Origin of the sequence: Chlamydia felis Fe/C-56 (assembly GCF_000009945.1) — a bacterium.
Taxonomy (GTDB): Bacteria; Chlamydiota; Chlamydiia; order Chlamydiales; family Chlamydiaceae; genus Chlamydia; species Chlamydia felis.
The window spans coordinates 38839-58543 of record NC_007899.1 but is presented as its reverse complement, the minus strand read 5'-3'; the positions used below and the strand labels follow the sequence as shown (position 1 = coordinate 58543).

Sequence of the window (19705 nt, the reverse complement as noted above, 5' to 3'; positions counted from 1 at the left end):
GCCTATGACTTTTGAATTACGAGCTGATTTTGCTCCTTGTGGCGATCAGCCAGCAGCCATCGCTAAGCTTACTCAGGGTGTGCGTAATCAAGCTCAGTTCCAAGTGCTTTTGGGCACCACAGGATCTGGGAAAACATTTACTATTGCGAATGTTGTGGCCAATATCAATCGTCCTACATTGGTATTGGCGCATAATAAAACTCTAGCGGCTCAGCTGTATCAAGAATTCAAAGAGTTCTTCCCCAACAATGCGGTTGAGTATTTCATCTCTTACTACGATTACTATCAACCTGAAGCCTACATTGCTCGTAATGATACCTACATAGAAAAAAGCCTCTTAATCAATAGTGAAATCGATAAATTACGTTTATCTGCCACGCGATCTATTTTAGAACGTAGAGATACGTTAATCGTGTCTTCTGTATCCTGTATTTACGGTATTGGTTCTCCAGACAACTATGCCTCTATGGCTTTAGAGTTAGAAATAGAGAAGGAATACCCGCGTTCATTGCTTACTTCTCAGCTTGTAAAAATGAATTATCAAGCTTCTCCTGTAGCGCAACGCGCGACATTCCGGGAACGCGGTAGTGTTATAGACATTTTCCCCGCTTATGAAAGCGACCGCGCTATTCGCTTAGCATTTTTTAACGATACACTAACTTCTATAGAATACAACGATCCCCTAACCATGATGCCTTTGGAATCGGTAGCCTCAGTCATTATATATCCAGGATCACACTACGTCACACCAGAAGCTGTTCGTGAACAAGCAATCCGTTCTATACGAGAAGAACTAGAAGAACGCATGTTATTCTTCCACGACCGCCCAATAGAACAAGATAGACTATTCCAGAGAACGATTCATGATATCGAAATGATCAAAGAGACAGGATTTTGTAAAGGAATAGAAAACTATTCCCGACACTTTACAAAAACGCCTCCAGGATCACCTCCAGCATGCCTTTTAGATTATTTCCCCGAGGATTTTTTATTAGTCATAGATGAGTCTCACCAAACACTACCACAAATGCGCGCTATGTATCGTGGAGATCTATCTAGAAAGCAGTCATTGGTAGAGTACGGTTTTCGTCTCCCCTCAGCTTATGATAACCGTCCTCTGACTTACGAAGAAGCTAGAAAATATTTCCATAACGTAATTTATGTATCCGCAACCCCAGGAGAGATGGAGTTAAACGAAAGTCGCGGACATGTTGTAGAACAAATTATTCGGCCTACAGGTATTCCTGATCCTATCCCAGAAATCCGACCTGCAACGGGACAGGTAGATGATCTCCTTGAAGAAATCCGCAAACGCTTATCTAAATCGCAAGAAAAGATTCTAGTCATCTCTATCACTAAAAAACTCGCTGAGGATATCGCAGCTTTCTTGTCAGAATTAGATATTGCAGCCGCTTATTTACATTCGGGCATAGAAACTGCAGAACGCACGCGAATTCTTACGGATTTACGTTTAGGAAATATCGATGTACTTATAGGCGTAAACCTACTTCGCGAAGGATTGGATCTTCCCGAAGTGTCCTTAGTCGCTATTCTTGATGCGGATAAAGAAGGCTTTTTGCGTAGCACATCTTCCTTAATACAGTTTTGTGGAAGAGCAGCTAGAAACGTAGAAGGGAAAGTGATTTTCTACGCAGATCAAAAAACACAATCTATAGAACAAACCTTAAAAGAAACAGAACGTCGTCGAAAAATACAGCTAGAGTATAATAAAGCGCACAATATCACTCCGCAACCTATCATCAAAGCGATTCTTGCTAACCCTATTCCTCAAGGAAGGAAACAGGAAACTCAAGACAATCTGAAGATGCCCTTATCTACAAAAGAATTAGAAAAACTGATAAAAAAATACGAAAATCTCATGCAGCAAGCAGCTCATGAATTTCGATTTGATGAAGCTGCAAAATATCGAGATAAAATGAAAGCTGCTAAAGAACAACTTCTTTATCTCTCATAAACATTACTCAAATCTACTTGCTTTTTGTAAAATCAGAACCTAATATTGCCTTTAAGCTCTCTCTGTGAGGAACCTTATTTGATAATACGATCAGTCTATTTATCGTGTTAAGCTGATCCTGGGGAGCTAGTATCCAACCCCTTGACAAAAGAGATTGAAGACTCATGTTAGAAGTTGCTATTTCAGATATCCAAGCTAGAGAAATTTTAGATTCCAGAGGATATCCAACACTATATGTTAAAGTAATTACAGACGCAGGCACTTTTGGAGAAGCTTGTGTACCTTCGGGAGCCTCTACAGGAATAAAAGAAGCTTTAGAACTTCGAGATCACGATACTTCTCGATATCAAGGGAAAGGCGTCTTACAGGCTTTAAATAACGTAAAAGAAGTTCTCCTCCCTGTTGTACAAGGAGTCAACATATTCGATCAAATTCTTATCGATTCTATCATGGTAGAAGCCGATGGAACCCCAAATAAAGAGAAACTCGGCGCTAATGCGATTTTAGGGATTTCTTTAGCAGCAGCAAAAGCAGCGGCAGCAACATTAGGCCAGCCTTTTTACCGTTATGTAGGTGGATGTTTCTCTCACGTTCTCCCCTGCCCAATGATGAACCTCATTAACGGAGGTATGCATGCCAATAATGGACTACAATTCCAAGAATTTATGATTCGTCCTATCGGAGCAACATCAATAAAAGAGGCGGTACGTATGGGAGCAGATGTTTTTCACACTCTGAAAAAACTCCTCAACGATAAGAACCTCGCTACGGGAGTGGGAGATGAGGGAGGATTTGCTCCTCAACTCAAATCCAACTCTGAAGCTTTAGATCTTCTTGTATTAGCTATTGAAAAATCTGGTTTCCAACCGGGGAAAGAAATTTCACTAGCTCTTGATTGCGCAGCATCTTCTTTCTATGATACCAAAACAAAAACTTACGAGGGTAAGAGCTATCAAGAACAAGTAGAAATACTTGCAGATCTTTGCGACCGTTATCCTATTGATTCCATAGAAGATGGTCTTGCTGAAGAAGATTTTGACGGTTGGGATTTGCTCACAGCAGAACTTGGAGACGCTATCCAAATCGTAGGAGATGACCTCTTTGTTACCAATCCAGAATTAATTGCAGAAGGGATCAGCAAGGGTCGTGCAAACGCCGTATTAATTAAGCCAAATCAAATCGGAACATTAACAGAAACCTCTGAGGCTATACAACTTGCCCACAATCAAGGGTACACGACAATCCTATCCCATAGATCTGGAGAGACCGAGGACACGACAATTGCAGATCTTGCCGTAGCTTTCAATACTGGACAAATTAAAACGGGATCGCTATCGCGTTCAGAACGAATTGCCAAGTACAACAGACTTATGGCAATAGAAGAAGAACTCGGCCCCGTAGGTCTATTTAAAGACTCAAATCCATTTTCTGGAGAATAGAGTCGCTTTTATATCGCTTTCTAGTTACTCCTAGAAAGCGATTATCTTTTTCCCTATACAAAGCTTCCCAGTTAACAGTCTTGTTTTTGTGTTTTAGCACCAACTTCAGGATATAAAAACTCCACTCACATGTTAAATAGTAGATGTCTGCTTAAGCAAAATTTTCTATATACCTAAATAATGAAGAAAAGACGCAATAAAGAAGACATCTGATAGATCGCTGAGATTTACAACGTCCTCGATAACTACGAATTTAATGTAGATGATTCCTTTTACAAAAACGATAGGCTATCGTTTATGGCTAGCATGCGTAGCTGCAATATTAATTCCTTTAGGGATTAATATCGCTCTACTCAATATCAGACAATACCGCACTACGGTATCATCTGTTGCCGTAGCATTTAAAGAAAATGCCGCATTTAAAGCAGATACTCTCATGCAACTAGTCCCTTTAAATGCCGACGTTTTAGCGTTATTTTCAGAAGTCTTAGACCTTGATGAAGGGATCCCCTCAGTCCCTGATGTTGAGCTTAGCAATGAAATGCAAAGAATGTTTAGCTCAACATATGACGAGATCTCTTTAATTAAGCTACAGCCCAACGGAGAGAAAATCGTTGTTGCTTCTAGTCAACCTCAGCATCTTGGGGAAAATTACCAAAATAAAATAAATATCCCAAACAACATCCCATTTTCTGCAACATTTAAGCAGTCTGCAGAAAATCATGAAGTATACTCTGTGATGCAAGCAAATATTTTTGATACTGATACTCACAAGCTTTTAGGAATGCTCTACACAACTCATAATGCAGAAAAGTTCCTAGAAGATATTCTGGTAAATACCCAGGCTTACTTCACGGTAAAAACAGCTCTTTTATCCAAAGATGGGATCATTTTAAAAGCCTCGGATCCAGACTTAGATCTTCGAGCGATCTACCCGCATATTACTGAAATGCAATTTTGCGACACTTTTCTAGATGAAAGCACCTGTCCAAAAGAGGTGTCTCTAAAGGCAATTCATCTATCTCCTTTATCCATAGAGCCAAACTTTTTCTCTTTTAAAAATGGGAAACAAGAAGTGTGGTGCTACCTCGATAACGTTCCTAATATGGACCTGAGCATTCTTTCCTACGGAGTAAAAGCTGAGCTTTTTTCTACACTATGGAAACGCATGCTCATATATTTTGCTTATTTTTCATGTGTTGTACTAGGAAGCTTTATTGCCTATCTTGTTGCTAAAAGGCTCTCGCTACCCATCCGCAAACTTGCTACAGTCATCATACAAACAAGAGAAAATATCAGAGATCCTTATGTAGATGATTCCCTAGGATTTGAAGTGAACAGGTTGGGACATATTTTTAATGCCATGACGCAAAGCCTTGACCAACAACAAAGCCTAGCTGAGAAAAATTATGAAATAAAAGAAAGCGCCCAAAATGCTCTACGCCTTGGAGAGCAAGCCCAACAAAGGCTTCTTCCCAACACGCTTGCAAGTTACCCGCATACAGAATTAGCGAAAGTTTATATTCCAGCTATTACCGTAGGAGGAGATTTCTTCGATGCCTTTACTGTCGGTGAGGGAGACAATGCCAAGTTATTTTTAATAGTTGCTGACGCTTCTGGTAAAGGCGTACAAGCTTGTGGCTACTCTCTATTTCTTAAGAACATGCTACGCACATTCTTATCACAAACCCCTTCTATAAAAGATGCTATCGAACAAACCTCATCTCTATTTTACAAAAATACTGCCGATTCAGGGATGTTTGTCACCCTATGTGTCTACAGCTACAATTACAAAACAGGGATTATAGAGTTTTATTCCTGCGGCCACAATCCTGCATGCTATCTATCTCCTAATGGTGAGGTTTCTTGTCTATATCACCCTGGGATGGCTCTAGGTTTTCTTCCCCATATTCCTGATATCCCTACGGCCAGTTTCCAACCAGCTCCAGGATCTTTGATTGTCTTATATTCGGATGGAATCACAGAAGCTCACAACAAACATTTTGAAATGTTTGGTGAGGAACGTTTAAAAAACGTTATAAAAACTTTGGTGGGGAAAAGCGCAGAAGATGCTATGCATTCTTTAATGTTATCTGTGAAAACTTTCGTAGGAAATTGCCATCAATACGATGACATTACTTTGCTGATTCTTAAAATCTCGGACTCATGAAACAAACTTTTACCAAACGCATTTTGCTGTTCCTTTTTTTGGTAATTCCGATTCCTTTGATTTTGAATCTGGTTGTCCTATCGCTATTTTCTTTCTCAGCAACAAAAAACAACCTTGTAGAAAACCTTCATACCCGAGCTACAAATTTTAGCTTAGAATTTGAAAAGAAGCTTACTATTCATAAAATTTTCCTTAAACGCTTGGCTAATACTCTCGCTCTTAAAGCCTACTCATCATCAGCCGAAGATTTCTATTCTCAGGCTTACAACGAAATGGTTGCTCTGTCCAACACGGACTTTTCGCTTTGTCTCATCCCCTTAAGGGATGGAAATATAAAAACAAAAAATTCCCATGATCCCTTTATTCATTATTTAAAAAATCATCCTGAGATCAAAAAGAAGCTCAGCATGTCTTCAGGGAAAGCATGTATCATTACAATCTCCCCGGAAACAACAAGCTTTCCTCAATATTATCTAGTCATTACCGAAGATATTGAAGTATGGAACTCCCCCACAAGCGCGGGGTTGCTCGTTAGTTTTTATCCTATGGAATTTTTACAAAGAGACCTATTTAAATCCCTGCAATTAAAAGACGAAGATCTCTGCCTATTAAATAAATACGGAGAGGTTCTCTTTGCTTCAAATCCTAAATTCTCTTCGGAGGTATTCTCTGTAGATATCGCAGATCTTCCTAAAACCACCCCAAGAAAATCTGCAAATCTCGTTGAAGTAGCTCCGAAAATTCTCAGAGAACAAAATCTTATAAGCGTAAAAATAAAAAACAAACGCTATCTAGGGATCATTTTAAACAAGCTTCCTATCCAAGGGACCTATACTTTATCCCTTATTCCACTTTCCTGGCTCATTACCAAGGCTATCCGCCTCCCCTTAAATGTGATCTTCTTTTATTCATTAGCTTTTAGCTTAATGGGATGGGTTCTCACGAAAATTAATAAACGACTAAATCAGCCGATTCAAGAACTTACAACATGCATGGAGGCTGCATGGAGGGGGAATCATAACATACGCTACGAACCCCAACCCTATGGTTATGAAATTAATGAATTAGGGAATATCTTTAACTGCACACTACTCTTACTTCTGAACTCAAAAGAAAAAGCTGAAATCGAACTTGCTTCTGGAGTCAAATTACAAAAAGAACTTGCTATTCTTGCTTCCTTACAACAAACATTACTCAGTCCTCCCTTCCCAGAATTTCCTAACGTCTCTTTTATCTCAAAACATCTCCAAGGGATTCAACTCTCAGGGCACTTTTATGGATGGGAGGTCTCTGATCCCGAACAAAATTTACTAGGTGTTGTCGGTCTCGCAGGAGACATAGGGCTCCCGTCCTATCTTTATGCTCTATCTGCACGAAGCTTATTCCTTGCCTACGCCAACCTCTCCTCTTCTCTAGAGAAAATCAGCTCAGATACCTTCGAAACTTTTAGGAAAACCACAGAAGGAGACGAGGCCACAGTCTCCATGACGTTTATTCGTTACTGTTCGGAAGAAACTTCTCTATCCCTTCTATCCGTAGGAGAAACCCCTCCCGTAGCTTTTTTAAAAAGACAAGAAACGTTCTCGCGCCTTACACCCCCTATAACACAGAAGATACAACCCGGAGATATCCTTGTGTGCATCACAGGGAATCATGAACTTACGGATTATCTCATGCGGTTACCTATTGAAGAACTGATTAAAGATCCCTTAGCACCTTTAAATTCAGAAAACTTTATAGAAACTCTTACAGAAATGCTGAACAAAGAAACACAAACACAAATAGATGGGACTTTAAGTTTTCTATCGTTCAGTTAAATGGAGGTTTTCGATAGTGATGCTCTCACTTCCAGGTTCTTGAAGCAATGTTGACCCCTGTCCCAACCGCAGTAGTAACGCTAAAACTACAAAAATAGAAACACATAAAAGGGTTACACCAGAGATGATGGTCACGAAAATTGGCGAGGTTGCCGCCAAACCAATGAAAATCAATACTATACCTACAAGCACAACACAGAAAAAGCATTTATTCACTTGTGATAATTTCAATTGATGGGTTTGTACAAAGTGCACTACCGACGGACAGAATTTAGTGAGCTGTTCCTGTATAATCATGCCTAATACTCATTAGTTTAAAAATTAAACCGAAACATGTTATCTTTTACCGTCTTTTTTTACAAAAATAGGAAAACTTTTTAATACGCGTCCCTAGAAAGAATTTGTTGCCTTTTATTCCCCCAAGTTTTCCATCTTTCTCATCCTATAAGCTATAATCATTCTTATTTCCTAACACGAACTTTTCTTGAGATTTCCTTCGGGGAATCGCTTGCTGACAGAAACCTGGAATTCGTGATAAGAAATAGAAAAAGCCCAAAAAATTCTCTGCATTTCTTATGTCTCGTCTAGATTTTTTTGTTTTTGATTCGCTAGTTCTTAAGCAAAAGCACAATGAATTAGAAGAGATCTTTTGCTCAGAAAATGACACCCTATTTCAAGCTTACCAAACCACATCTCTACAGTCTCCTTTAGCTGCTAAAAACCTTACTATAGCAAGAAATGCTGCACGTTACATCCTAACGGATACTGGAGAAATCGATATAGCAAAAGTTGTACAAGCTACCGAACATTTATCAAAATGTCTCTACCCTCTAGGTCCTCACAGACATAACGAAACTAAATCCAGAGAACATCTCTTAAAGATGCTTCAAGCGATCAAACAAGTCCCAGAGATTCGAGAGAGAATAAAAAAACTTTTTGTCCCTTCCTATAAAGGCATCCAAGATCTTATCCGCAATACCCTAGCCCTACCTCCCGACACAACCTTAACTCCTATTCACGTGCGTCAAGCAGCACTTGCAGCAATGTTTAGTTATCTACGTCAAGACGTTGGATCTTGCTTTGCTTCAGCCTTTGCTATTGTGATTCATCAAGAATATCCTGAGTTGTTCATCAAAGATATCGATGATCTTCTTTCTTCTGGGAAACTTACAAGAATCATAGGCACTAGAGAAATCTCCGTACCCATGAACTTATCGGGGTGTATTGGGGAGCTATTCAAGCCTTTAAGAATATTAGACCTCTATCCTGATCCTATTGCAAAACTTTCTGCATCTCCGGGTCTACAAAGAGCATTCGCTGCTGCAGGTGTTGTAGATACTTTAGATGATCCCCAAGTGCGCGTGCAGCAAGTCCTTGCCCATGAATATCTCCTTAATAAACTCCAACATATAGACGACTCTATAACTGCTAATGAGATAATTCGAAGTACTCTATTACATCATTATCAAATTACGGAAAGCTCTGTACGATCCACCCTATTTCAAGAAGGGTTCTACAGTAAGGAACAAGTTTTTTTCTCTATTGAGCACTCTCACAAGCTTTCCCAAATGCAAAGAATCTACAGCTTTCTTAGTGCTTATGAACAAGCGAAATTTGCTTTTATTAGAGATACGCAAAATCTTCTACTAAAGTCTTGGGAATATACACTAGCTTCTCTTGCTGATGCTAACGATGCTTCTACACTAAATCGCCTCCGCATTGCCCTAGGATGGAACCCTAATGATCCCAATAGCCTAGCCTTCATCATCCAAACTTTTGTAGAAGAATATATCGACAAATCTCGCAATCTCATAGAACAATGCGAACAGACATATCAAGAAGCACGTGCTCAGCTGGAATACATCGAAAGCCGCATGAGAAATCCCTTAAATGATCAGGATAATAAGATCCTGGTTATGGACCATATCCGCTTTCGCCAAGAGCTAAACAAAGCTCTACAGGATTGGGATGCTGCTCAAGAAAAAGCGAAAAAACTCTTCTCTCTGCCGAATTTTTTACTTTCTTTTTATACAAAAATTATACCTCAGTATTTCCGCAGTTCCTACGACGCCTTCATCCAAGAATTCTCTCATCTTTATGCCGACTCTCCTGCGGGGTTTCGCATCCTATTTACCCACGGAAGAAGTCATCCCAACACGTGGTCTTCCATCTATTCGATTAACGAATTTATTGGTTTTTTATCCGAGTTTTTTTCTTCAACCGAAGGAGATCTGCTCGAAAAACATGGCGTTTTGGGATTAGAAAAAGAGGTGTCTGCTCTTATCCATCGGATTATCTCTTTCATTCATAAGAATTCTTTCCAAGAGGCTGCGATAACGCGCATTCTTCAGGCCTACGATCTTCCTGTTCCTCCATCCGTCCTTAACAATTTAGACAAGATTTCCCACACGCCCTGGGTATATGTTTCCGGAGGAACAGTAGAGACCCTATTGCAAGATTACTTTGAAAATCCCGAAGAACTTACTCATGTTGAGAAACATCCTGAAAATGCCCATGAACTTGCAGCATTTTTCTCAGACGCATTGAAAGACCTTCCTTCAGCAATAAAAAGCTATTTAGAAGATGGCTCCCACTCCCTAATTGCCTCGTCTCCCACGCATGTATTTTCCGTAATTGCAGGATCTCCCCTATTCCGCGAAGCGTGGAGCAATGATTGGTACAGCTATACCTGGTTACGAGATGTTTGGGTAAAAAACCATCAGGATTTTCTAGAAGATACGGTACTAGATCAACAGGGGATCTTCACATTTATAGAAAGATTCTGTGCAAAATATAGTCTTCAGAATCTTGCTTACGATTTTCATGATTTTTGCTCCGACTATTCCCTACTACTTCCAGAACTCTATGAAAAAGCTTCAAGATTTCTAAAAGACGCCTTGCCAAAAACAGAAAGCCTATTGGCTTTATACCAGCGGCGTTTAGCTCATCAGATGGTTCAAGATATTCCCTATACCTCAGATCAACAACTTCCTGAGGTCCTAGATAAAATAAGCTCTTATTTAGGAATCTCCTCGCGAATTACCTATGAAAAATTCAGCAAGCTCATAGAACAATTCATCCCTAATTTCTCCCTTTTATCTTCTGGGGAAATTCGTCATCTCTTCAAAGGCTTGATGATGGAAAGTTATCAGCGATTATATTTTGAGGAAGATGTCTTTCTAAGACTAGCAACAGCAATGCGACATCATCGTCTTGCTTATCCTGCACCTTTACTTTTTGGTGACAGTAATTGGGCATATAGCTACTTCGGATTCATTCTTCATCCAGGCTCTAAAGAAATCGATCTTTGGCAATTTAATTATGCGGGCCTACAAGGTTATCCCTTAGAAAATATGGAGAAATTGCTATCTGTGTCTCAACCCTGGACTCTCTACGCCAACCCTATAGACTATGGCATGCCACCTCCTCCAGGATACCGCAGCCGCATGCCCAAGGGCTTCTTCTAATCTTCCTCTCGCTCTTTTTTCTTTCTTTTGAAAATCGAACGGAATAAAGACTTTAAAGAGTATTTGGCCACATCTCTTCCCATTGCAGAAATACTTTCTGTTAAGGGAAGTTTTTTAGGACATACGCGCTCGCAATTATGTGCTTGACCACAACCTTCTATACCTTTGTTGCCCATGAGCGTGAGTAAGCGTTTTTTAGACTGTTTATCCCCAGGATAGGTATTAAACAAACGCGATTGAGCAATAGCTACAGGACCTATAAAATCATTATGCTCATTAATTTGGGGACAGGCTTCCGTGCAGCACCCGCACGTCATACACATAGACAAGGCATACATAAGCTCTTGCTCCTCTTGCGACACCTTCACGCCGTTGTTCTCCCCGTCAGTATCGGCAGCTACCCATCCTTGAATCTTTTGTAAGTTATCGAACATGATCGATCGATCAACAATGAGATCTCGAATTAAAGGGAATTTCGTTAGTGGGGCTAAAATAATCTCACGTGATCCTGTCTTTTTAATATACTCTTCAATAAGTGCTGTACATGCCTGACGAGGCACTCCGTTTACTAATAATGAGCAAGAACCGCAGACCTCTTCCAAACATCCCTGTTCCCAGACAACGGGATTTACTGTTTCCCCTAGAGTATTTACTGGACGTTTTTCTATTTCCATAAGAGCACTGATTACATTCTCTCCTGGATGTAAGGCCAATTCAAAACTTTCCCAATATTGTTTTCCCGGAGTTCCTCGGTAAATTTTCAATATAAAAGTTTCAGGAATATCCATAGTCCTCTCTCTATTTATATGGGCAGATGAATAAGTTCAGGAACATTGGTAAGTTCGATTTTTGCTGTCGAAGATTTTGTGTAATCTCGCAGTGAAGGCTGCACGTGACGTGTATCTACAGGCTTATAAGTAATTTCAGGCTCCTCAGGAGCATAAGAAGCTAATGTTGTTTTTAACCAATGCACATCATCACGCTTAGGAAATTCCTCTTTAAAATGAGAACCACGAAACTCATCTCGCAATAAAGCTCCCTTTGTAATTGCTAAGGCTAATTCTATCATCGGGCCCATCTGACGTACAAAATGGAAAGTCTTATTAGCAAATTGTGAAGAATCATGCACAGAAACCTTTTGAAGTCTCTCTCTGAACTCTTTTAATTGTTCTAAAGTTGACTTCAGATCTTTGTTGTTCCGTTTTACAGTGACGTTTCTTACCATAACTTTGGCAATATCCTCATGCAATGCGAAGATATTTTCTCCTCCACTTCTAGAAAGTAAAAGAGCATTGACCTCCTTCTCTTGTTGAAGAGCATCCGAAAAATCCGTAGATGTTGTTGGACAGGAGCCAAAAGCTGTAATAAAACGAGCAGCCTCTTCTCCAGCAACTAATCCAGCATATAGACAGGATAATAAAGAATTCGCTCCCAAACGATTTGCTCCGTGATATTGGAAATCTGATTCCCCGCAATTGAAACATCCCGGGATATTTGTCATCTGGCGGTATCGACTATCACGATCGGGATCATCTGCTGCGGGCCAATCTACCCAAGCCCCGCCCATAGAATAGTGCACAGCGGGGAAAATTCTCATTGGTTCCTTGTCAGGATCTTCCCCAGTAAATTTTCGATAAATATCAAGAACAACTTCTAATTTATGTCGTGTGGCAGCCGGTAAGTGGGTGACATCTAAGAAGACTTCCATGCGTCCATCTATTCCTAATCCAGCTTCACACACCTGTAAAATAGCACGAGCTCCCACATCACGACTGACTAAATTCCCATAGGCAGGATACATCTCTTCTAGGAAATACCAGGGTTCTCCTGTTTTCCCACAAGGGCGTTGAGAGCCGTCAGGAAATGTAATTGTCTTGGAAGAATCTCCAGGAACCCAAACGCGTCCTCCCTCTCCACGCACAGACTCGGATATTAGCCGCAGTTTATCAATACCAGGTATAGCTGTAGGATGAATTTGTATGAATTCCGGATTGGCATAGGTCATTCCCTGAAGGAACAATCGTCCATTGGCAGCTCCTGTGCAAAATGTCGAGTTCGTAGACATTTTAAAAATCACTCCGGGACCACCTGTAGCAAAGATCACAGCATCCCCTTTAAGAACTTCTAAACGATTGTTGAATAGATTCATCATCACAATCCCACAAGTTCTTCCTGAACTATTGGTAATTAATCTTACAAATTCATGATTTTCAAATTTATTAACACGTTCCTGACTTTCTCGACGCCGCACTTGTTCATCTAGGGTATACATAAGTTGTTGACCTGTAGAAGCCCCGCAAAATACCGTGCGATGGTATAGAGTTCCTCCAAACCTACGCACATCCAAATTTCCATTTGGGGTGCGGTTGAAAGGACAACCGAAATTATCTAACATGCGGATAATCCTCGGAGCTGCCAAACACATTTCTAACACCGGCGGCTGATCTGCTAGGAAATCCCCACCTTTTATTGTGTCATAGGCATGTATATAGGGAGAATCTTCTTCTTCATGCTTAAGATTAAGAGCGGCATTTATTCCCCCCTGCGCACATACAGAGTGAGACCTTTTCACTTTTGTCAACGATACTAGATCAACAACGATACCATAATCTGCCAACTTCATGGCTGCTGATAATCCTGCTAACCCTCCGCCAACGACAATAACCCTACAACCCTGTGCTTCCATACTCTTATGCCACGCTATACAAATTCCAGATCACACTAATGCCCATGGCCGCAACTACAACCATGGCACAATAACACAAATTACGTAAAAGAGCTTGAGAACGTAAAGAGATCACAACTCCCCACCGGGAACAAAATGTCCAGAAACCATTAAATCCATGAAATGCTGCGGCGATCACTAATAAAGTATAGAAAATCGCCATCCATAGGGATCCTAAAGAATCCCGAACAATATAAAGAAAAGCAGTCCCTACATTAGATGTAAGAAGATATTCTTTGTTTTCTGATATTTTAGAAATAGCGTCGCCTTCAAAATCCTCTTTATCTAAACGGATCGTTGCTGTTTGTGGAGCCGAGAAATTTATAGTGAAAAATCCCTTAGTACCACGAACTATCGCTGTATATCGAGCGGCATTGATATCCACAGCATAATAAGTCTGCCCATGCAGCTCTACATGAAAGGGATAACGAAGAAAACGAAACTGAACAACGTGAAAAACAATCCCAAAAAGTAAAATCCATGCTGTTCTTCTCTGCCAGGTATAAGCAATGTTTCTCGCATAATTTAACGAAGGCTTGCTGCCATCAAAAACTCCCGAGTTACATTTTGACTGGAAGAGATAAGCAATTCCTATGATAGCATGAAAAATAAAAGGTAAGGCTAAAAAAACGATTTCTATGATCTGAAGACCAGGAATCTGATGAAACCTGCTCACCAAACGAACAAATCCCCCTCCCTCTTTAAAATAAGAAGAAGCAAGCATATTAGTAAATATATGCTCGCAGAGAAACAACGTAAATGCAACTCCTGCTAAAGAATGAACACAACGTAAAGCAAAGCTAGTGTAGTACTTCCATGGCTTCTGAGATAGTTCAGAACATGTTTCCCTTTCATTCATCGTAAGCCTTTATTTCACAAACCCTTTTTCTAGAGACCATAAAAGCTTCATCAGAATTATGTGAAGTGATTTTTACTAGACAATCAAAGACAGGCTACCCTTTTTTATGCCCCTCTAAAAAACGCACAACATTGCTACAGGCTATATCTGCAAGTTCATGAGGGTCCATACCATGAATATCAGCAATAGCTTCTATCGTATGTGTAATATAAGCGGGTTCATTTTTCTTTCCTCGATAAGGAGTAGGAGAAAGAAAAGGAGCATCAGTTTCTATCAACAAATGCTCTAAAGGAATCTGAGAAACTACAGAACGTAGATCCTGAGCATTTTTAAACGTAACGATCCCGCTAATAGAGATGAACCATCCTCGAGAAAGAAGTTCCCGAGCTTCCTCTAAAGATCCTGTAAAACAATGCAACATGCCGGGGCAAGAACGCTTGTCATGATGATAATATTGATCTATCATATGGAAAAAATCCTCGAAAGCACCTCTACAGTGCACAACAAGGGGGAGCTCATATTCTAGAGCTAAGGATAAATACCTCTTTAGGACTTCTTTCTGGCGATCTTTCGCCATATCATCTTCAGCAAAACAATAATCCAGGCCAACCTCGCCAATAGCGGATAATTTCCCAGCCTGAGCAAAACCTTGGAAATAGTGAAAATGCTCTTCTATGTCTATATGAGCATCTTGCGGAGGCGTTCCCGCAACATGACAAAAACGCAAATCTGAGAATCTTTCGGCATAAGCAAAAGACTTATTTAGCTCGTTAATAGTTGTAGTGACATTCACAAGGAGAGAAATTCCCGCATTTTTTGCACGTTGAATCACATCATTAGCATCCTCAACAAAGGCATCGTCCGAAAGATGAACATGAGCATCTGCTAAATTCATGGATCTTCTCCTTTTAAATTTGGATAAGAAAATCCATGATCATACATTTCTTCATGAAATATCTTCAAAAGAATCGACTTCGAGGGAAGTTTTTCTTAATACAAAGGGACAAAAAAGGGGTGTATTTATACAAATACACCCCAAAAATAAGACGAGTTATCTATGTAAAATTAGTTTTTTGAGAAAACCATGCTCTCAAGAACTGATTGCGTAATCTTCTCAGGAAGTACTATAGGATCAGACTGATCCGCAGGATAATAGACATAGGAGGGAACACTTGCTCGTCCTAAACGTGCCAGCTCCTCAGTAATACCCGGATCCTTGCGGGTCCAATCAGCCTCTAGGGTCACTACCCCGTGTTCTTTAAACATCTCCTGTACCGCACTTGCGTACAACACAGGTTTATTCATCTGGCATGTCAAACACCACTTAGCTGTGAAGTTCACAAACACCGCATGGCCTTCTTTACGCAACTGAGCAAGTTTGGTTGCGGAAAACGGTTGCCAAGCATTGTTTTCTTGAATAACAACGGTTTCTCCCTCTCCAGAGAAATGCCTGGAGGCAACAAAACTTAAAGACAGGGCACCTGTTATACATCCGAAAAACAACGCTGAAACAACCATTCTTTGTTTCTTCGGAGAAACCGGAGAACCCCATTTCCCTAAAATCCAAGCGCCTATACCTGCAAGCCACAATCCCGCAAGAAGGATGATCAGCGCTGTAGTGCTTGTTTCTGAACCAAAGATCCACGCTAACCAAGTTACCGTTCCTAATAACATAAATCCAGTAAGCTGTTTAAATGTGCTCATCCAGCTTCCGGGTTTAGGAAGAACTGAAAGCATCTTAGGAAATACAGAAAACACAAGATATGGCGATGCCATTCCCAAACCAATGGATGTAAATATCGTCAACTGCTTGATAAACGACAATGACATTACGAGCCCCAAAATAGAACCCAAAAACGGTCCCGTACATGGAGTAGTTACTAACGTAGCCAATACCCCGTTAAACACAGCTCCCACAGCTTTATTCCTAGAATCTCCAGAACCTGTAGGGCGTAGTTTCGCACCTAAGTTCGCAAACATTGCGCCTGTTTCAAATAAACCTAAAGAGCTTAAAGCAAACAGGAAGAATACGATGATCAATGTCGCCACAAACATTGGTTCTTGAAGTTGGAAACCCCATCCAATGTTATGTCCTAACATTTTTAAGAGAAAAGCAACTCCAGCCAATCCCCAGAAACAACCGACGACTCCTAAAGTAAAGCACAGTCCATTGATAATTACAGAGGAACGATGCTCTCCTGCCGATTTTATTAATCCATACACCTTTAGAGTAACTAAAGGTAGAACACAGGGCATAATATTAAGAAGAAGTCCCCCGAGGAACGCCATAGCTACAATCGTTATGTAATTCCACAAATCGGAAGCCGATTCTCCAGAATCATTAATTTGACCACGAACTGCAAAAGATTCAACCTCGTGACCGGCGCTATCTGTAAGTAATAGAACTCCCTGTAATTCCTGATTCTTCTGAACTCCCGCTAGAGTTTTTACTTTCAGTTTCCAGGCCGTCCCGGAAGCCTCTTTTATAGCTTCTTCTGAATATGCAAAAATTTTGTCAGCTTTCTCTGAGATAAACCAGGCTTTCTCTGCACGGTTTTGCTGGCCAGTAATATTTAAAATAATCTCGCCTTCCTGACTGCGCCCTAAAGTAATCGCACGATCATCTTTCAACAGACGAGGTTGAGCCTGTAGCGTTTGAGCAAACTCTGCAGATTTTTCAGGATATAGAGTAGCCGCACCATCACGATACGGAAGAGCTAGTTCCAAATCGGCATTTCCGGGTACGCAACTTTCCCCACAAGCCAACCACTCAACGTGAACCTTTAATACAACAGATTCTCGATCATCTCCGTTTTTCGGAGCACGAATATCGGCAACAATAAGAGCGTTATCGTCATAACCGAAGAATGTTGTGCCGTCTTCTTCGAAAACCTTTGGAGAAGGCCAGTGTTCCTCCTCAACAACGAATCCCTTGGGTAAATTCCAATGAATTCTTAGCGGGCTACCCTCTTCCCCAGGGTTTTTCCAGTAAATATGGCTTCCCTTAAGAGCGGATACCCGAACCCCCACTCTAAACACCTCACCCTTGGGAATATGGGTCCCCTCAGAAATTAGAGTGGCTCCCGGTGCAACCTGTTCCACTACGGGCTCCGCGGCATGCAATTTCTGACCACACTCAGTAAAGGCAGGTAAAGAAAATAGAAAAGCCACTAGTATAGTTTGAAAATGCTTTTTGATTTTATTCAAAACAACTCCAATTATTTCTAAATCAGGTAGATAATTATACATTATTTATAGTTTTATTTTTACAACCGATTTCGTAAATCTCTTTAACAAAACCCACTTGGCTCTATAGCAGAATTTTGATAGGATCGTCTTTTGTACGATCCCCCCACTATGTAAAGAATTTTATACTCTATGCTGCAACTCTCCCATAATCCCATTATCCAGGCCTACAGAGAAGCCGATCTTTTCGGCAAGGGGATATTCTTCAGCTTACTGATCCTTTCCCTATGCACTTGGACAGTACTACATCAAAAGCTTGCCATTCAAAAAAAATTTCTAAAATCAGGCAAGTCTCTTAAGGATTTCTTAATAAAAAATCGTCACGCCCCCTTGTCTCTGGAAATTCATCCGGAATTAAATCCTTTTGCTGACCTTTATTTTACTATTAAGAGGGGAGCTTTAGAACTTCTCGATAAGAATCGTCAACAAGCTCCAGACCACGGCCCGGTATTGTCTATGGAAGACATACAATCTCTAGAGACTCTCTTGGGAGCGATTATGCCCAAATACCGCGCAATTATGCACGAGAATAACTTTATTCCCGCCACGACTATCAGTTTAGCGCCTTTTTTAGGTCTTTTAGGGACTGTTTGGGGTATTTTGGTAGCTTTTTCGCATATTAGCACAGGGCATGCTGGCGGAACGGCGATGATGGAAGGACTTGCAACAGCATTGGGGACCACAATTGTAGGTTTATTTGTTGCTATTCCATCTTTGATAGGGTTTAACTACCTCAAGGCTCATTCTTCTCGATTAATTTTAGAAATCGAGCAGACAGCATATTTGCTGCTAAATTCCATAGAAGTTAAGTATCGTCAGACAAATTTATGAAACGTATTATCGTTGAAGATACTGAAGAAGACCCTAGCGTCAATCTCACTCCATTAATTGATATTGTCTTTGTTATTTTAATGGCGTTTATGATTGCTATGCCTTTAATAAGACTAGACTCTATAGCATTAGCCCCTGGGGCAGAAAATCATAAGGTTCTTGGGGAAAACAATGAACCCCAAACAATAATCAAAGTTTTCGCAGACCGTACGATCACTCTCAATGATCGAGCTCTCTCTTTAGGAGAGTTAAAAACACAACTCTCTCTTTTACATCAGCAGCACCCAAATAGGGTGCCTTTGTTATTGCAAGATGGGGAGACACCTTTTAAATTGTACCAAGAAGTAAAAACAACTATAGAATCGGCTGGATTTCACGAACTCCATATAGCTTTAAAAAGCTAATTATGAAAAAAACGCTCCCCTATATTCTCTTTGCAACGATTTTCCACGGAGCCTGTCTCATTCTCCTTGTGTGCTCTCCAACGCAAAAAAAACAACCCAAACTACTTCCTTTCAAAGAAAAACTCGTTACTTTCAGAGATCCCCCTCATGTAACAACGCAGCCAAAACCTCCCACACCAGCACAAACAATCTTAACCAAACAAACTACTGTTGAAAAACTCGATCAAAAGCAGACTTCTAAAACACCTATAGAAAAGAAAAAGCTGGATAGCGTTAAAAAAATTCCGATTCCTAAGACGGTAGAAAAAGAAAAGCCTGCGCCAAAACCTCAAACAGAAGATAAAATGGTCCAAAAAAATACCCTTGAAAGAAAGGCAAAGCTTAAGGCCATTGCAAATCTTACAAAAACGCTCTCGCAACATCTTGACGATAGCAATGCGCAGCTTGCCGACCTATCTCTTCCTAAAAGCAGAGAACTTACCGTACACTCATCTTTAGCAATGACTCAAGAAGAAGAACTATGCCAATTACTCCGTGAATATATTGTGCTGCCTTTTTCCAGGGAAGTAAGAGTAAAGCTAATCTTAACTCCTCAAGGGACTATCCATGATTGCGTTTTATTATCTGAAATTAGCGAAGCAGAAAAGCAATTAATTCTCATGCGTATCTATGAAATTCCCTTTAAAAAATTCTTGGACAAATACAAAATCTCGAAAAATATCGTTTTTCATATTAAACTCCTGAGTAATGAGTCTTAACACAGTAGGGGCTA

The 19705-nt window shown here is 40.3% G+C and carries 14 protein-coding genes; 8 read left to right on the top strand and 6 right to left on the bottom strand.

Annotated features, from left to right (window positions below):
• Window positions 1-4: 4 nt before the first annotated feature.
• From uvrB to CF_RS00250, 4 genes are all read left to right on the top strand, one after another.
• Complete coding sequence (gene uvrB / locus CF_RS00265; RefSeq protein WP_011457609.1) at window positions 5-1975, top strand: excinuclease ABC subunit UvrB; 1971 nt, start codon at window positions 5-7, stop codon at window positions 1973-1975.
• Window positions 1976-2139: 164 nt separating this feature from the next.
• On the top strand, window positions 2140-3414 hold the full coding sequence (gene eno, locus CF_RS00260) for a phosphopyruvate hydratase (protein WP_011457608.1): 1275 nt from the start codon (window positions 2140-2142) through the stop codon (window positions 3412-3414).
• Window positions 3415-3676: 262 nt separating this feature from the next.
• Entirely contained in the window at window positions 3677-5584 is a 1908-nt protein-coding gene (locus CF_RS00255; RefSeq protein WP_011457607.1) for a PP2C family protein-serine/threonine phosphatase, read from the top strand.
• A complete protein-coding gene (locus tag CF_RS00250; protein ID WP_011457606.1) occupies window positions 5581-7401 on the top strand; it encodes a regulator of sigma subunit in 1821 nt (606 codons plus the stop codon). Before CF_RS00255 ends, CF_RS00250 begins: the two co-directional genes overlap by 4 nt.
• Here the strand turns inward: CF_RS00250 and CF_RS00245 are convergent.
• On the bottom strand, window positions 7387-7698 hold the full coding sequence (locus CF_RS00245; RefSeq protein ID WP_011457605.1) for a hypothetical protein: 312 nt from the start codon (window positions 7696-7698) through the stop codon (window positions 7387-7389). The genes CF_RS00250 and CF_RS00245 overlap by 15 nt on opposite strands.
• Window positions 7699-7976: 278 nt before the next feature.
• Here CF_RS00245 and CF_RS00240 point away from each other — a divergent pair, with 278 nt between their 5' ends.
• Window positions 7977-10868: a hypothetical protein gene (locus tag CF_RS00240; protein ID WP_011457604.1), complete on the top strand. Its 2892-nt coding sequence runs from the start codon at window positions 7977-7979 to the stop codon at window positions 10866-10868.
• On the opposite strand, the gene sdhB is transcribed toward CF_RS00240, so the two are convergent.
• From sdhB to CF_RS00215, 5 genes are all read right to left on the bottom strand, one after another.
• Complete coding sequence (sdhB, locus tag CF_RS00235; protein WP_011457603.1) at window positions 10865-11656, bottom strand: succinate dehydrogenase iron-sulfur subunit; 792 nt, start codon at window positions 11654-11656, stop codon at window positions 10865-10867. The two genes, CF_RS00240 and sdhB, sit on opposite strands and share 4 nt — an antisense overlap.
• A gap of 14 nt (window positions 11657-11670) precedes the next feature.
• Window positions 11671-13554, bottom strand: a complete 1884-nt coding sequence (gene sdhA / locus CF_RS00230) for a succinate dehydrogenase flavoprotein subunit (protein ID WP_011457602.1) — start codon at window positions 13552-13554, stop codon at window positions 11671-11673.
• Window positions 13555-13558: 4 nt separating this feature from the next.
• A complete protein-coding gene (locus CF_RS00225; protein ID WP_011457601.1) occupies window positions 13559-14452 on the bottom strand; it encodes a succinate dehydrogenase cytochrome b558 subunit in 894 nt (297 codons plus the stop codon).
• 94 nt (window positions 14453-14546) lie between these two features.
• A complete protein-coding gene (locus CF_RS00220; protein ID WP_011457600.1) occupies window positions 14547-15347 on the bottom strand; it encodes a TatD family hydrolase in 801 nt (266 codons plus the stop codon).
• 170 nt (window positions 15348-15517) lie between these two features.
• Window positions 15518-17659 carry a protein-disulfide reductase DsbD family protein gene (locus tag CF_RS00215; protein ID WP_041468048.1) on the bottom strand — a complete coding sequence of 714 codons (2142 nt, stop codon included), beginning with the start codon at window positions 17657-17659 and terminating at the stop codon, window positions 15518-15520.
• A 171-nt stretch (window positions 17660-17830) separates the two neighbouring features.
• Here CF_RS00215 and CF_RS00210 point away from each other — a divergent pair, with 171 nt between their 5' ends.
• From CF_RS00210 to CF_RS00200, 3 genes are read left to right on the top strand one after another with little or no spacing between them, the layout of a single operon-like run.
• The gene (locus CF_RS00210; protein ID WP_011457598.1) at window positions 17831-18529 is read left to right on the top strand and encodes a MotA/TolQ/ExbB proton channel family protein; all 699 of its coding nucleotides are present in this window, start codon (window positions 17831-17833) and stop codon (window positions 18527-18529) included.
• Window positions 18526-18933: an ExbD/TolR family protein gene (locus tag CF_RS00205; protein ID WP_011457597.1), complete on the top strand. Its 408-nt coding sequence runs from the start codon at window positions 18526-18528 to the stop codon at window positions 18931-18933. Before CF_RS00210 ends, CF_RS00205 begins: the two co-directional genes overlap by 4 nt.
• A 2-nt stretch (window positions 18934-18935) precedes the next feature.
• Window positions 18936-19691, top strand: coding sequence for an inclusion-associated protein (locus CF_RS00200; protein WP_011457596.1), 756 nt, complete (start codon window positions 18936-18938; stop codon window positions 19689-19691).
• Window positions 19692-19705: the final 14 nt, after the last annotated feature.

Excerpts from the sequence above, each read along its gene's own strand:
- CF_RS00245 (WP_011457605.1), bottom strand. The coding sequence starts at position 7,698 with ATGATTATACAGGAACAGCTCACTAAATTCTGTCCGTCGGTAGTGCAC.
- CF_RS00200 (WP_011457596.1), top strand. The coding sequence starts at position 18,936 with ATGAAAAAAACGCTCCCCTATATTCTCTTTGCAACGATTTTCCACGGA.
- CF_RS00225 (WP_011457601.1), bottom strand. The coding sequence starts at position 14,452 with ATGAATGAAAGGGAAACATGTTCTGAACTATCTCAGAAGCCATGGAAG.
- sdhA (WP_011457602.1), bottom strand. The coding sequence starts at position 13,554 with ATGGAAGCACAGGGTTGTAGGGTTATTGTCGTTGGCGGAGGGTTAGCA.
- CF_RS00250 (WP_011457606.1), top strand. The coding sequence starts at position 5,581 with ATGAAACAAACTTTTACCAAACGCATTTTGCTGTTCCTTTTTTTGGTA.
- CF_RS00205 (WP_011457597.1), top strand. The coding sequence starts at position 18,526 with ATGAAACGTATTATCGTTGAAGATACTGAAGAAGACCCTAGCGTCAAT.
- CF_RS00240 (WP_011457604.1), top strand. The coding sequence starts at position 7,977 with ATGTCTCGTCTAGATTTTTTTGTTTTTGATTCGCTAGTTCTTAAGCAA.
- CF_RS00220 (WP_011457600.1), bottom strand. The coding sequence starts at position 15,347 with ATGAATTTAGCAGATGCTCATGTTCATCTTTCGGACGATGCCTTTGTT.
- CF_RS00210 (WP_011457598.1), top strand. The coding sequence starts at position 17,831 with ATGCTGCAACTCTCCCATAATCCCATTATCCAGGCCTACAGAGAAGCC.
- CF_RS00255 (WP_011457607.1), top strand. The coding sequence starts at position 3,677 with ATGATTCCTTTTACAAAAACGATAGGCTATCGTTTATGGCTAGCATGC.
- sdhB (WP_011457603.1), bottom strand. The coding sequence starts at position 11,656 with ATGGATATTCCTGAAACTTTTATATTGAAAATTTACCGAGGAACTCCG.
- uvrB (WP_011457609.1), top strand. The coding sequence starts at position 5 with ATGACTTTTGAATTACGAGCTGATTTTGCTCCTTGTGGCGATCAGCCA.
- eno (WP_011457608.1), top strand. The coding sequence starts at position 2,140 with ATGTTAGAAGTTGCTATTTCAGATATCCAAGCTAGAGAAATTTTAGAT.